Source organism: Maribacter sp. R77961 (assembly GCF_044594925.1).
Taxonomy (GTDB): Bacteria; Bacteroidota; Bacteroidia; order Flavobacteriales; family Flavobacteriaceae; genus Maribacter.
The window spans coordinates 845,388-859,134 of the sequence record NZ_CP138991.1; the positions used below are offsets into that span (position 1 = coordinate 845,388).

Sequence of the window (13,747 nt, forward strand, 5' to 3'; positions counted from 1 at the left end):
TGACCTTTACTTAGAAAGATTAAACAAAATGTTTACTTTAGCCCCTGAATTTTGGTGTTCATCATTTTTTAATGATGAACTTAAAAGGGAATCCGGTGTAATTCCGGAGCTGTTCCCGCAACTGTAAGCTGTGCCGAATCGGCACTGATATTTTTGAATATCGGTTCGTAAAGGTACTTGTTATAGACTTCAAAACCACTGGTCTTTTTTAGCACTGGGAAGGTACATAACAAGATGCAAGTCAGGAGACCTGCCAAATTCAAACAACTATTGTTAAACTTTCGGGATAAAGGTTTACGTATGGGTACAGACATACTATTCGCTCGGACAAGAGATTAAAAATGAACAAAAGACTTTATGGAGTTGGTGTTTTGGCTTTGCTATGCGCTAACGGGTTTGCACAAGGGCAAGCTACAGTGAAACAACAAGATTCTATGCAATTACAACAATTGGATGAAGTTGTAGTAAGTGATTCGCGTTTTGCATTAAAACGTGAAAATTCGGGTAAAACGGTGATTAAAATAACAGCTGGGGAACTAGAACGAAACCAAGGACGCTCCCTTGCGCAAATTATTAATACCAAAAGTGGTATAGAGGTGAATGGCAGCAGAAGCTTTGCTGGTCAGAATATTTCGGTATTTGCTCGTGGCGGTAACAATAGACAAGTACTTGTTATTGTAGATGGGATACAGGTGTCAGACCCATCAAACGTGAACGGAGAATATGATTTAAGGTTGTTGAATACTGCACAAATAGAACGTATAGAAATTTTAAAAGGAGCCGCCAGTACCTTGTATGGTAATTCAGCCGCCACGGCCGTCATCAATATCACCACTAAAAAAGCGAGAAAAGAAGGTGTTGCTTTAGAAGTTTTATCAAACCTGGGGACAAATCAATCTTCTGGGGAACAGAATAATAATATTTCTGATTTTTCCAATACGGTAACTTTAAGCGCCAAGCAAGATAAATTATCGATTTTGGCATCTGGAGGGCATCAATTTACAGACGGACTATCTGCGGCAATAGGAGAGGAGCCGGATGGTTTTTCTAGAATTGACGGAAACGTTTCCCTTGGATATCAATTCTCCGAAAGATTTGATATTACCGCATCTGCTTTTTACAACAAGCTGAATTCGGATTTTGATAATGGATTTCCTGTAGAAGATGCAAATTTTAGCTTTAGAAGCGAACAATCTCGTTTTGGCTTGGCATCAAAATATAAGTACCAAAACGGAAGCATTCAAATCAATGGAGCTTTTAATCAGATTACGAGAAGTTTTGCATCTAGTTTTCCGTCTGCCTTTGATTCGGAATCCTTTGTTTTAGATGTCTTTAATAAATACACTTTTAGCGATAAGTTATATACCATAGTTGGTGTTAATGTCATTGAAAATACCACGGTGTTCAGCGAGGAGGAAAGCACCACCAATACAGACCCTTATGCGAACGCCGTTTTTGTTAGCGATTTTGGATTAAACCTTAATATCGGAGTCCGCCTAAACAGCCATAGCGATTATGGTAGCAACTTTATTTATAATCTTAATCCATCTTATACCTTAAAACTAAATGAGGGTTATGTTAAGTTTTTAGGTTCTTATGCTACCTCTTTCATAGCTCCAAATCTATCGCAATTGTACGGACCCTTTGGACCCAATCCAGAATTATCTCCGGAAAAGAACAGCACTTTGGAAGGAGGTATCGAGTATAGACCTTCCGATAAATTTAGAATTAGTGCCTTATATTTTGATAGGCGAGAAGACAATAGAATTCAGTTTGTGACCATTGATCCTGTAACTTTTGAAAGTCAGTACAGAAATGCTGAAGAAGGCGCCAATTTTAACGGTATTGAGGTCGAATTACAGGCAATGCTATTGGAAAATCTTACTATTAGCGGAAATTACACCTATACAGATGCTGATAATGGATTGGCTTTGCGAATTCCAACAACTAAATTCAATGCGAATATTGGGTATGATATTAATGAGCGCACATACCTATCCTTAGCTTATCAATATGTTTCTGAGCGTTCCGATACTGATTTTGCTACATTTTCCGCCGTAGATTTAGAAGCTTTTGGTCTTTTGGATATCCATTATAAATATGACTTAAATGAAACAGTAGGATTCTATTTCACTATAAGTAATCTACTTAACGAAGAATATGTAGAGGTAACCAATTTTACCACTCAAGGACGAAATCTGCGTTTGGGTATGCGCTTAAGGTTATAGTGTTTTAAACAGTTTAGAAACAAAAAGAGCGGCTACTGGCCGCTCTTTTTGTTTCTTGCTTCATAACTTATTCCAAATTGTAATGTGTATCATCTGTCATTTTATTATGTAGGGGATCCATCATCTGAGAACTACCCATAATTTTGATAGGGACTTTTACGGTGAAATTACGCTTACCGGCCACTCCGATTATTTCCTGAATTGCTCTGGCCAATAAAGGCTCGTTTTGATCACCTAAGGTACCCAGGTTGCTTAAATCTTCTCTTTGTTGAATATCTGGTACTAAACCACTAGTAAAGTCAGAGAAGCCATCTGCATTCTCATTTCTTCCGAGTAAGGGTTGTATGGCCCACTGATTATTTGGGTTTATCTTGTCTACTCTTGATGGGGTGTACAAATACGAGTTATCGCGGTCATCTACCAAGGTAGTTGAAAATTCGTTTTTTCCTCTTGTAACATCACCAATTTGTATAATATCCATATAGGGCTCTAAGCTATTTATGAGCAACTCGCTAGCAGAGGCAGAACTTCCTGAGGTCAATACATACAATTTTGGTAATTCTAGTGAATTAATAGTTCTGCTACCTACGCGGTCCGCAAAATAAACCTCTAGCTGACTTGTAGAGCGCTGTGCTTGAATCTTATCGTTATATCTTTTTCTAAGAAACAAGTCTGAAGTATTGGTACCATAAATCATACTGGCTAACAAGCGCGTGGTATTTACCGAGCCTCCAGGATTATAACGAAGGTCTACAATCAGATTGTCCACTCCGCTTGTCCCAAAGGCTTCAAAAGCGTTATATAAATCATCGTCATACTCATTCGTGAATTTATTGTACATTAAATAGCCTATACTTTCACCGTTTATTTCAAATATTTTGGAGATGAACACGGGATTTTCAGCAAGCGCTTCTTGTTTGGTGAGCGTTACTTCTTTATCATTTGGGGTAACCTCGCCGTCAATGAATTCGGCCATATCTAAGGTATAGGTATTGTTATCCCCGAACAATAGGTCTCTAAAATTAGCATCTGTCAAGGGTTGCCCATCTACACCGGTGAATAAATCGCCTCTTTCAATAGCTTTCGTTGCTCCATCAGAATTAGGCAAAATGTAGCGCACGTATCCGAAAAGATTTTGACCGTTAGCCAAACGCACCAAACCAAACTGCACACCGTTACTTCTGGAGATACCTGCTAAGGAGTTTGTAAGCTCCCTATAATCGGCATTAAAAAAACTAAAACGATCTTCGTTGAATTGAAGTCTATTCCGAAAGAAATCTGCAGGGTTTTCTTCCGAAGCTAAAAAAGCAGTATACGCTTCTCTACCTTCTGTTGTATTCTGAAACCTATCATCTGCTAAATCTGGAACTTCCTCTTGCCAGAAATACCAAAAGTTCATGGCCTTCCACATAAAATCCTGCACCGCTACTTCACCTGAAGTTGGATTTATTGTACTTGGTAGTTCAAATTCATCTGTCTTGGAACAAGAAAGTAAAGTCAAAACCAATAAAATAAAATAATATCTTTTCATAAAAACTATAAATAACTCCTTGTTATACTTAGAGATAACGATTTGACATACCTATTATTTTCTACTGGGCATATCTAAACGCATTAGACCGTCCATAAGCGAAAGCTTGTTGGTCTTTTTAAGTTCATATGAACCGTAAATTGATTTGGCAGTCATTGATGGTGTTAAATCAATCTTAGCACTTTCACCTGTAATTCTGCTTATTGCCAATGCAAGAAGCGGTTCTGATGAATCGCCTAGAACTCCTAAGTTGGATATATCTTCTTCTAATTCAAAATTAGGTACTAGACCAGAAGTATAATCCGAAAATCCGTCTGCGTTTTCATTTCTTCCCAAAAGTGGTTGAATCCCCCATTGGTTGTTTGGGTTAATATTGGATTCCCTGTTTGGATCGTAGAAATAACTATTCTCAATATCGTCAACGAAGGTTATTGAAAATTCGTTCTTACCTGTTGTTGTCGTTCCTATTTGAACAACATCTACGTAAGGTGCCAACCCGTTAATTACTAATTCACTTGCAGAAGCTGTTCTATCCGTTGTAATAACATAAACTCTTTGTAGGTTTAATGCGTTAATGGGGGAGCCATCAATTGTAGTACTAGAGAAATTCGTTTCGCCATCTCCTGGGTCAAAAGTCGATTGAATCTTATTATTGTATCTTGCCTTTAAGAAAAGGTCACTCGTATTTGTACCATATACAGCACTTGCAATCTGTACTGCCGTACTTACTCTACCACCTCCGTTGTATCTAAAGTCTAGAACGAGTTCTTGAACACCTTCCGATTTAAAATCACCAAAAACGCCATTTAGTTCTTCATCAAAAGCTGCTAAGAATCCGTTGTACATAAGATATCCGATTTTTATACCGTTCTGCTCAATTACGCTAGATACATGGATAGGGTTTTCTGAGAAGTTGTCTATTTTCGTGAGTGCTACTTCCTTGTTGTTCTCAGAAATAGTACCATCAGAAATCTCTGCCATATCTAGAGTGTAAGAGCTGTTTTCACCAAATAATAGATCGAAAAAATTATTTCTATTCAATCTTTGGCCATCAACACCAATAAAAACATCACCTCTTTTAATATCTTTCGTGGAGGCATCCGAATCTCTGGCGATATAGGTGACTACACCATATACATCATCACTGCCTTGAAATAAATATAGTTGAAACTCTAAACCATTACTTCGCGAAACTCCTTGTAATCTACTTACTAAATCTTTGTAGTTTTCTGATGCAAAAGAAAATCTATCTATAGCGTTTGCCTCTCCTACTATGCGCTCATGATTGTTACATATTTTATAAAAAAAAGCTTCGGGGTCTTCCTCTGCAGCGAGGAAGTCGATATAATCTTGTGAAACTGGAACATTTGAGAATTTAGAATCTGCTAAATCCGGAACATCTTCCTGCCAAAAGTAGAAGGCGTTCATGGCCTGCCACATAAAGTTCTGAGCAGGATAATCGGCTAGTAAATTTGCTGGTTGATCGTCAACCATCTCTTCCTCCTCAGTCATTTCTTCAACTATAGGAGTGTCATCATTCTTGTTACATGCACTGAAACATACTCCTAGTATTAGGAGTGATAAAAAATACTTTTTCATAAATTCTTTTTTTAGCAATCTAAAATCCTTAAGGGCAACAATTATTCCATAAATGAAAGTAAATAAAATTTGTTACTTCATAAAAGTCTCCCAATAGATACGTAATGATTTAGTATAAGGATGTTAAATTTACTTACATATGCATTGAAAAAAAATTTATTGTAACAAAATTCGTTGAATGTCGTCTTCCTTTTGTAGACCAATGAATAGGTTTGCAAACAACTAGACCAATAGATGAAACAGACGGAGTTTTTAAATGTGGTAATGCCTTTTAAGGATAAATTATATCGACTTGCGAAAAGGTTATTGGTTTCTAGTGAAGAGGCAGAAGATGCTACGCAGGAAATTCTTTTAAAATTATGGTCTAAGAAAAAAGCCATGGGCAATTATACTAATGTGGAGGCCTTTGCAATGACAATGACAAAGAATTTCTGTCTAGATAGATTAAAATCTAAACAAGCGGGTAACCTTAAATTGGTGCACAGCAATTATAGTGACGAAAATTCATCCTTACAGAAACAGGTCGAGGCAAGAGATAGTGTCAACTGGATAGAAAGAATAATGGAAGAATTACCGGAGCAACAGAAGATGGTATTGCAGTTGAGAGATGTTGAGCAATACAATTATGACGAAATAGAAGCGCTTTTGGATATGAAACCTACTGCTATAAGAGTAGCCCTGTCAAGAGCAAGAAAAACAGTAAGGGAAAAATTAATGCAAAAACATAGTTATGGAATTGGATAACATAGAAAAACTTTTAGAAAAGTATTTTGAGGCAAATACAACCGTTGCAGAAGAGGAAACACTAAGGGACTATTTTTCAAAGGACAGTGTGGCAACACATCTAGAACAATATGCTCCTATGTTTCAATACTTTTCTAAAGCCAAAGAAGAACGATTTACGAAGCAGGTCCCATTAAAAACTAAAAATAATTTTTATAGATGGGCTTCCGTTGCCGCAGTAGCAGTTCTAGCATTTGGACTTTATTTTGGTAATGATTACCGAGAACAGCAAATTGCAGATCAAGAAAAAGCATTATTGGCCTACAATCAAACAAAAAAGGCGTTTGCACTTTTGGCCGTTAATTTTAACAAGGGCACTGAAAAAGTTGCTTATTTAAACGAATTCGAGGAAACAAAACAAAAAATTTATAATAACAATTAATAGTAAATATGATGAAGAAGATAATAGTAACAATAGTAATGGCGATGGTATGTTATACCGGATTCTCGCAATCCATGTTCGATAAATACGAAGATTTGGATAATGTAAGTGCTGTAGTCGTAAACTCTAGTATGTTTAGGTTATTGGCTAACATAGACGTAGAAGTAGATGACCCCGAAGCACAGGATTTTATGGACATTGCCAAAAGTTTAAAGAACTTAAAGGTTTTTATCACTGAAGACAAAAGTGTTTCAGCAGACATGATGAGTACTATGAACAAGTATTTGAAATCTAATTCCCTGGAAGAGTTAATGCGTGTAAAGGATAAAGAGGCAAACGTAAAATTCTACATTAAACAAGGAAAGGATGAGGACCATGTAAGTGAACTTTTAATGTTTGTAACTGGAATGAAAAACGTTGACATGGATGTTAACGGGAGAAAGTTCGAAACCGTATTACTTTCATTAACAGGAGACATCGATTTAAATAAAATAGGTTCTTTGACGAGTAAAATGAATTTACCTGAAGAATTAAATAAAGCAGGTAAAAAACAATAATAAGCAGAACGTATCGGTCTTGCTGATCATAAATTAGTGTAGGCAAGATCTTATAATTAATAATTCATCAATAACAAATCAAAAAACAACATCATGAAAAAAGTAGTAGTAGTATTTTTAGTCGCCCTTTTACCAACATTTGGTTTTTCACAATCCATCTTTGATAAATACGAGGATATGGACAATGTAGGTTCTGTAATCGTAAATAAGGGAATGATAGATTTAGTTTCTAAATTGGGGGCAATGAGCGATGACGCCGAGGCCCAAGAGTTTATGGAGGTCGCAAGTGGTTTAAATAGGGTAAAAGTCTTTATGACGGAGGATACAGCAATATCCGCAGATATGTCCAAAACCGTAAAAAAATATTTAAAATCTTCTAAACTGGAAGAACTGATGCGCGTTAAGGACAAGGACATAAATGTTAAGTTCTACATAAAAGAAGGAAAGAAAAAGGACCATGTATCTGAATTACTCATGTTCGTTTCTGGATTGGATAATGTTGAGATGGGACATAAGGGTAGAAAACTAGAGACTGTTCTAGTAAGTCTTACCGGGGATATTGATTTAAATAAAATTGGTGCGATTACCGATAAAATGGATTTACCTAAAGAGTTGAACAAGGCGGGTAGAAAATAAATTAAAATTAACCGTCTCATTGCACAATGTCTTGCAATGAGGCGGTTTTATGAGTAATAAATCCAAGAGCTATGAGAAAAATAATTAGAGTCGTTTTTTTAATCCTAGTCGTAATAGTATCATCGTGCTCATCTACACAGAGCTTGCAGGAGTATTATGTAGACAATACGGAAAATCCAAATTTTTTGGCTTTTGATATTCCTACGAGTATTTTAAATCTAGAGCTGACCGAATTAACATTGGAACAAAAAAGTGCGTTCGAGTCTTTAAAAAAACTAAATATCTTGGCGTTTCAAAAAAACCTGGATAATGTTGCCGCCTACAAAACGGAAAAAGCAAATGTACGGGCCATCTTGGCAAATGATGACTATACGGAATTAATGAAAATGAATACGGAGTTCGGAAAGGCCGCCATACGTTACAAGGGTGAAGAAGATGCTATAGATGAAGTAATAATCTTTGGGGATAATAAGGAAAAAGGTTTTGCGCTTGTCCGTGTACTGGGAAAAGATATGAACCCCGCGCATTTTGTTCAATTGTTGCAAGCTTTGCAAAAGTCGGATTTTGATGGAAAAGGCCTTGGAGTATTAAATGAATTTTTTAAAAAATAATTTATAGTCGTAAGACAGTATAAAACCCTATCTTAATTCATTGAGATAGGGTTTTTCTTTTTTCCAGAAAATATTAATTGTTCAAATTTTGTGACCTTCTATAGAATTTTGTTTCTTACTCTTTGAAACAACATATTAACACTAAACAAGGGAACTATTATGGAAGACGCAAAAGTATGGATTGATAAAGGGATTGAATTTATTGTCGAATTTGGCCCAAAACTAATTGGAGCAATAGTAATTTATATTATTGGTTCATGGATTATCAAGAAATTGATGAAACTGTTACGTAAAGGAATGACGAATCAAGAATACGATAAGTCATTGCAAAAATTTCTTTTGAGTCTTGCTAAATGGGCACTCACAATCTTTTTGATTATTACGGTTATTTCTACTTTAGGTGTAGAAACAACAAGTTTAGCAGCAGTAATCGCAGCTGCAGGTTTGGCTATTGGTCTGGCATTACAGGGATCATTGTCTAATTTTGCTGGAGGAGTGCTTATTATCATCTTTAAGCCATATAAAATTGGAGATTTGGTTGAGGCTCAAGGCGTGTTGGGAAGTGTAAAGGAAATTGAGATTTTCACTACTAAATTAGTCACACCACAGAATAAGTTAGCTATTGTACCTAATGGTGCCATGGCCAACGGTAACATCATAAATTATACGGCAGAAGGTAAAATGAGAGTAGATACTACGGTTGGTGTAGATTATGGTTCTGATATCAAAAAGACGAAAGATGTGCTATTAGCCATGCTTAAGGCAAACCCGTTGGTTTTAGAAGATCCTGCTCCTAGTGTTAATGTAGAAGAATTAGCGGATAGTTCGGTGAACTTGGCGGTAAGACCCTTTTGTAAGCCAGAAGATTATTGGGATGTTTATTTCGGAACAATCGAGGGCACGAAAGAAGCGCTGGATAAGGCAGGAATAGAAATTCCTTACCCACATGAAGTTCAGATTAATAAATAAGTAGTACTTATCAAAGTAAAAAGACCGCCGAAAAGCGGTCTTTTTTTTGGTAATTATTATTGCTTAAATACCCGTATAACTGCTTGGAGTAATCTGCTTTAGTTCATTTTTAATAATATCCGGTACCTCTAAAGTGTCTATGAAATTAGCAATAGAATCTTGGTCAATTTTCTCATTGGTACGTGTTAAACCCTTTAATGCCTCATATGGATTGGGGTATGCTTCACGTCTTAGAACGGTTTGTATGGCTTCGGCAACCACAGCCCAGTTGTTCTCTAAATCCTGTTCAAATTTAGCTTTGTTCAACAGCAATTTATTCAAACCTTTTAGGGTAGATTGAAAAGCAATAAGGGTATGCGCAAAAGGAACGCCTACATTTCTTAAAACGGTGCTATCCGTTAAATCTCGTTGTAATCTAGAAACTGGAAGCTTCGCCGATAAATGTTCAAAAATAGCATTGGCAAGGCCCAGATTCCCTTCAGAATTTTCAAAATCTATCGGATTTACTTTGTGGGGCATTGCAGAGGAACCAACTTCACCGGCCTTTATTTTTTGTTTAAAATAATCCATGGAAACATAGGTCCAGAAGTCGCGATCTAAATCTAAGACAATGGTATTGATTCTTTTCATATTATCAAATAGCGCCGCCACATGGTCATAATGCTCAATTTGAGTTGTAGGGAACGAGTGGTGAAGTCCCAGTTTTTCTTGTACAAAAGTACTTCCGAAATTTTTCCAATCAATAGCTGGGTAAGCCACTTTATGGGCATTAAAATTTCCGGTGGCACCACCAAATTTAGCGGCACTCGGTATATCGTTCAAAAGATTAAACTGTTCCTTTAAACGAGCTACATATACCGCAATTTCCTTTCCTAACCTTGTTGGCGACGCAGGCTGTCCGTGTGTTCTTGCTAACATAGGAATAGCAGCCCATTCTGCAGTTAATTCTTCTAGTTTTTCTAATAGTTGAAAATATTGAGGCACATAAACCTCGTTCATAGCCTCTTTTATAGAAAGCGGAATAGCCGTATTGTTGATGTCTTGGGAGGTTAGACCAAAATGAATAAACTCCTTGTAGGAAGACAATCCTAGTTTGTCGAATGCTTTTTTAATAAAATATTCTACCGCCTTAACATCATGATTTGTGGTTTTTTCAATCTCTTTAATATCTTCTGCGTCTGTTGTATCAAAGTTGACGTATATTTCACGTAATAGATTAAATTTGGTGCTGTCGAAATCAGCAAGTTGTGGCAACGGTATCTCACATAACGCAATAAAATATTCAATTTCAACTCTTACCCTGTATTTAATCAGCGCTGCTTCTGAGAAGTAGGGAGCTAGGCTAGCGGCCTTGCTTCTATAACGACCATCAATAGGAGAAATGGCATTTAATTCGTTGAGAGCTATCATGTAAGTTGCTTATTTTATTTGAACGGGGCAAAGATACCTATAACTCCTAGAGTTTAAAAATGAACTTCGCAGATACTTAAGTGCTTTTTATGATTTCATTTTGTCGAGAATTGTCCTTGCACGAGACTTGTAGCCAGCGCTTCCAGAAGTATAATTTTGTTCTAGAACTATTTTAAGCTCAGGCCTTATCCAATCAAACCGTTCACCTAAATAAAATAGCGAAGTCATGGCAAATGCTTTTGTAGCCACTTTGTGTTGGCCAATGAGCCAATCAAAACACACTTGGGTCATAATTTCTTGTTGGTTAATAGTGATGGCTTCTATGTAGGCGGATTCTTTTTTTACAAAGTAGCGCTCATTGACCATTTCTAAAACGTGGCTCATTGGGCGAAGGGTAGATTCCCAACGAATAGCTGGTAATCCCTCAACAAATAGGTTCATAGAAGGTAACAGGTAATCTAGTTTTTTGCGCATTAAATGGTCAAAAACCCAGCATCCATTGAAGTTTTTACGAAGTTTGTCTTGTTCAAAAACAATTTTTAAAACCACTGTTGTAAGTTCGGGATACAATTTTAAGTCATCTACCAATTGCATGATTTGATGCTTGTTTAATCTAGAACCCACTAGTTTTTTAGTAAGTGTTGCCGGGGTCATTTGTACTTCATTAGTTCATTAACCAACTCTGGAACACCTTTGGTCGCAGTTTCGGTTATGATAGTTAAGTTTTCAAAGTCGCCTTTGCGAACACTGGGTCGTGGGTCTATAAAATAAATCTGCGTGGTATCTTTTACATAATCAATTAAACTTGCCGCAGGGTATACCTGCATAGAAGTGCCAATGATGACTAAAATATCGGCTTGCGCCGTAATTTCAATCGCAGGTTCAAGCATAGGGACGGCTTCGCCAAACCAAACAATATCTGGGCGTAATTGATGACCGTTTTTATCTAAATCACCCAGTAGGAGGTCTTTTTTCCAGTCCAGCACATGGCTTTCATCAGTTATGCTGCGCACTTTAAAAAGTTCGCCATGAAGGTGCAGTACGTTACAGCTACCTGCCTGTTCATGAAGGTTGTCTACATTTTGGGTAATGATATCCACATGAAATTTTTCTTCGAGCTGTACTAAAGCCTTATGCCCCGCATTAGGGAAAACTTCGCATAATTGTCTACGCCGTTGGTTGTAGAATTCCAAAACCAATTCTGGGTTTCTCGCAAATCCTTGTGGCGAAGCCACCTCCATCACATCATGACCTTCCCAAAGTCCATTGGCATCACGAAAGGTTTTTAGACCACTTTCCGCACTTATTCCTGCGCCCGTTAAGACAACAATTTGTTCCACATTTTTAATTTATGTTAAAAATATAGATTTTATTATCTTGGTTTTATGATAGATGAAAATCTTTTGTCGTATTTGGAGGATTTTATCTCAGAAGAAAGGCGTGAACGTTTTATTTCTGTTTTAGAGCGTCGTACCAAATATATTACTGTGGCTATTGAAGATGTGTTTCAACTACATAATACCAGCGCTGTAATTAGGAGTTGTGAGGTTTTTGGCATACAAGATGCCCACGTTATAGAAAACAGGTTCGGAAAACGTTTAGACAAAAATATAGCCATGGGAGCGCAGCAGTGGGTAGATGTGCATCGCTATAAGAATACGGTAGATTGTATTAAAAAGCTGAAATCTGACGGTTACAAAATTGTTGCTACGACGCCTCATCATAACGCTGTTCTTTTAGATGATTTTAAGATAGATGATAAAGTAGCCCTGTTTTTCGGAACGGAAAGAGACGGCCTTAGCAAAGAGGTTATGGAAAACGCCGATCAATTTTTAAAAATACCCATGCAGGGTTTTACGGAAAGTCTTAATATTTCTGTTGCCGCAGCTATAATGCTACAAAACCTAGGCGATAAACTTAGAAAAACTAGTTTGCCATGGCGACTAAGAGAAGATGATAAGATGGAAAAACGCTTAGATTGGACCAAGAAATCCATTAAGAGTATATCGGAAATCCTGATAAGGTATTACCAGATAAAATAGAAATTTTACTATATTACCAAAACAACTAACTAATTGATAAACAAATGAGTATAGCAATTTATATTTTATTGGGTATTCTAGGGCTTCTTGTGTTTTTAGGGTTAATAGCACCGAAAACGTATCATGTTTTTAGAACAATAGAAATTGATAGTTCTAAAGCAAAGGTCTTTCCGTATTTGAAGTTTCTGGACAAACAAAGTGAGTGGTCGCCTTGGGCCAAGAAAGACCCAAACATGGCGCGAAAACTCACAGGAACAGATGGCGAAGTAGGTACTATTAGTTATTGGAACGGAAATAAGGAAGTAGGAGAAGGGGAGCAGGAAATCACTAAAATTATAGAAGGAGAAAGGGTAGAGGGGCAGCTGCGTTTTTTTAAACCGTGGAAATCGGAATCTGATTGTTACATGGACTTGGAGGAAACTGCTGCAGGTAAAAGTAAGGTTACTTGGGGTTTTTCGGGTAAGAATAAATTTCCTTTTAGTATTATGATGCTTTTTATGAGTATGGATAAAATGGTGGGTAAAGACTTTGAAGAAGGCTTACAAAGCTTAAAAAAGCAACTAGAAAATTAGTTTATGAAAGCAAATATGGTGGGCTGGTTTGAAATCCCTGTGAGGGATATGGGACGTGCAAAGAAATTTTACGAAAAGGTATTTGATATTTCTATTGCTATTCACGAGCTGGGTGATTTTATTATGGGTTGGTTTCCTATGTCTCCGGAAAAACCAGGTGCTACAGGTTCCTTGGTACAGCATAATAGGTATACCCCGAGCGAAACCCATGGTCCCTTAATTTATTTTACTTGCTCAGATGTATCTCAAGAACTTGCTAGGGTAGTGGAAGCGGGTGGAAAGGTATTACAAAAGAAAACGGAAATTGGGGGAGGCCATGGTTTTATGGGTTTAATGAAGGATTCTGAAGGGAATAGAATCGCACTACATTCTAACGAATAGTAGCTTTTTATACGTGTTGATTAAGACACATTACATTAGAATTCGC

General features: G+C 36.9%; 15 protein-coding genes and 1 riboswitch. Of the genes, 10 read left to right on the forward strand and 5 right to left on the reverse strand.

Annotated elements, in window-relative coordinates; translation table 11 throughout:
- Positions 1-35 precede the first annotated feature (35 nt).
- Positions 36-273: riboswitch (cobalamin riboswitch) on the forward strand.
- 68 nt (positions 274-341) lie between these two features.
- Positions 342-2,228: a TonB-dependent receptor plug domain-containing protein gene (locus SJY09_RS03525; RefSeq protein ID WP_396637578.1), complete on the forward strand. Its 1,887-nt coding sequence runs from the start codon at positions 342-344 to the stop codon at positions 2,226-2,228.
- Positions 2,229-2,295: 67 nt separating this feature from the next.
- Here SJY09_RS03525 and SJY09_RS03530 read toward each other — a convergent pair whose 3' ends face one another.
- A complete protein-coding gene (locus tag SJY09_RS03530) occupies positions 2,296-3,759 on the reverse strand; it encodes a S41 family peptidase (protein WP_396637579.1) in 1,464 nt (487 codons plus the stop codon).
- Positions 3,760-3,813: 54 nt separating this feature from the next.
- Complete coding sequence (locus tag SJY09_RS03535; protein ID WP_396637580.1) at positions 3,814-5,358, reverse strand: S41 family peptidase; 1,545 nt, start codon at positions 5,356-5,358, stop codon at positions 3,814-3,816.
- Between the two features lie 234 nt (positions 5,359-5,592).
- Between SJY09_RS03535 and SJY09_RS03540 the strand changes: the two genes are divergently transcribed.
- From SJY09_RS03540 to SJY09_RS03565, 6 genes are all read left to right on the forward strand, one after another.
- Positions 5,593-6,102 carry an RNA polymerase sigma factor gene (locus SJY09_RS03540; RefSeq protein WP_396637581.1) on the forward strand — a complete coding sequence of 170 codons (510 nt, stop codon included), beginning with the start codon at positions 5,593-5,595 and terminating at the stop codon, positions 6,100-6,102.
- Positions 6,089-6,523, forward strand: a complete 435-nt coding sequence (locus tag SJY09_RS03545) for a hypothetical protein (RefSeq protein WP_396637582.1) — start codon at positions 6,089-6,091, stop codon at positions 6,521-6,523. The genes SJY09_RS03540 and SJY09_RS03545 overlap by 14 nt, the downstream gene beginning before the upstream one ends.
- 11 nt (positions 6,524-6,534) lie before the next feature.
- Positions 6,535-7,080 (forward strand): DUF4252 domain-containing protein, encoded by a 546-nt coding sequence (locus tag SJY09_RS03550; protein ID WP_396638594.1) that lies wholly within the window; start codon positions 6,535-6,537, stop codon positions 7,078-7,080.
- Between the two features lie 93 nt (positions 7,081-7,173).
- Complete coding sequence (locus SJY09_RS03555; protein WP_396637583.1) at positions 7,174-7,716, forward strand: DUF4252 domain-containing protein; 543 nt, start codon at positions 7,174-7,176, stop codon at positions 7,714-7,716.
- A gap of 71 nt (positions 7,717-7,787) precedes the next feature.
- Positions 7,788-8,327, forward strand: a complete 540-nt coding sequence (locus SJY09_RS03560; protein WP_396637584.1) for a DUF4252 domain-containing protein — start codon at positions 7,788-7,790, stop codon at positions 8,325-8,327.
- 159 nt (positions 8,328-8,486) lie between these two features.
- Positions 8,487-9,296: a mechanosensitive ion channel family protein gene (locus tag SJY09_RS03565; protein ID WP_396637585.1), complete on the forward strand. Its 810-nt coding sequence runs from the start codon at positions 8,487-8,489 to the stop codon at positions 9,294-9,296.
- A gap of 63 nt (positions 9,297-9,359) precedes the next feature.
- On the opposite strand, the gene purB is transcribed toward SJY09_RS03565, so the two are convergent.
- The 3 genes from purB to SJY09_RS03580 all read right to left on the reverse strand — a co-directional run bounded on the left by purB (position 9,360) and on the right by SJY09_RS03580 (position 12,046).
- Positions 9,360-10,703 (reverse strand): adenylosuccinate lyase, encoded by a 1,344-nt coding sequence (purB, locus tag SJY09_RS03570; protein ID WP_396638595.1) that lies wholly within the window; start codon positions 10,701-10,703, stop codon positions 9,360-9,362.
- A 90-nt stretch (positions 10,704-10,793) separates the two neighbouring features.
- Positions 10,794-11,360, reverse strand: coding sequence for an adenylosuccinate lyase (locus SJY09_RS03575; protein WP_396637586.1), 567 nt, complete (start codon positions 11,358-11,360; stop codon positions 10,794-10,796).
- Positions 11,357-12,046, reverse strand: a complete 690-nt coding sequence (locus tag SJY09_RS03580) for an SIR2 family NAD-dependent protein deacylase (protein WP_396637587.1) — start codon at positions 12,044-12,046, stop codon at positions 11,357-11,359. The genes SJY09_RS03575 and SJY09_RS03580 overlap by 4 nt, the downstream gene beginning before the upstream one ends.
- A gap of 45 nt (positions 12,047-12,091) precedes the next feature.
- Here SJY09_RS03580 and SJY09_RS03585 point away from each other — a divergent pair, with 45 nt between their 5' ends.
- The 3 genes from SJY09_RS03585 to SJY09_RS03595 are packed head-to-tail and all read left to right on the forward strand — an operon-like array spanning position 12,092 to position 13,701.
- Positions 12,092-12,748: a TrmH family RNA methyltransferase gene (locus SJY09_RS03585; protein WP_396637588.1), complete on the forward strand. Its 657-nt coding sequence runs from the start codon at positions 12,092-12,094 to the stop codon at positions 12,746-12,748.
- Between the two features lie 44 nt (positions 12,749-12,792).
- Entirely contained in the window at positions 12,793-13,320 is a 528-nt protein-coding gene (locus tag SJY09_RS03590; RefSeq protein ID WP_396637589.1) for an SRPBCC family protein, read from the forward strand.
- 3 nt (positions 13,321-13,323) lie between these two features.
- Positions 13,324-13,701, forward strand: coding sequence for a VOC family protein (locus SJY09_RS03595; protein WP_396637590.1), 378 nt, complete (start codon positions 13,324-13,326; stop codon positions 13,699-13,701).
- Positions 13,702-13,747 lie beyond the last annotated feature (46 nt).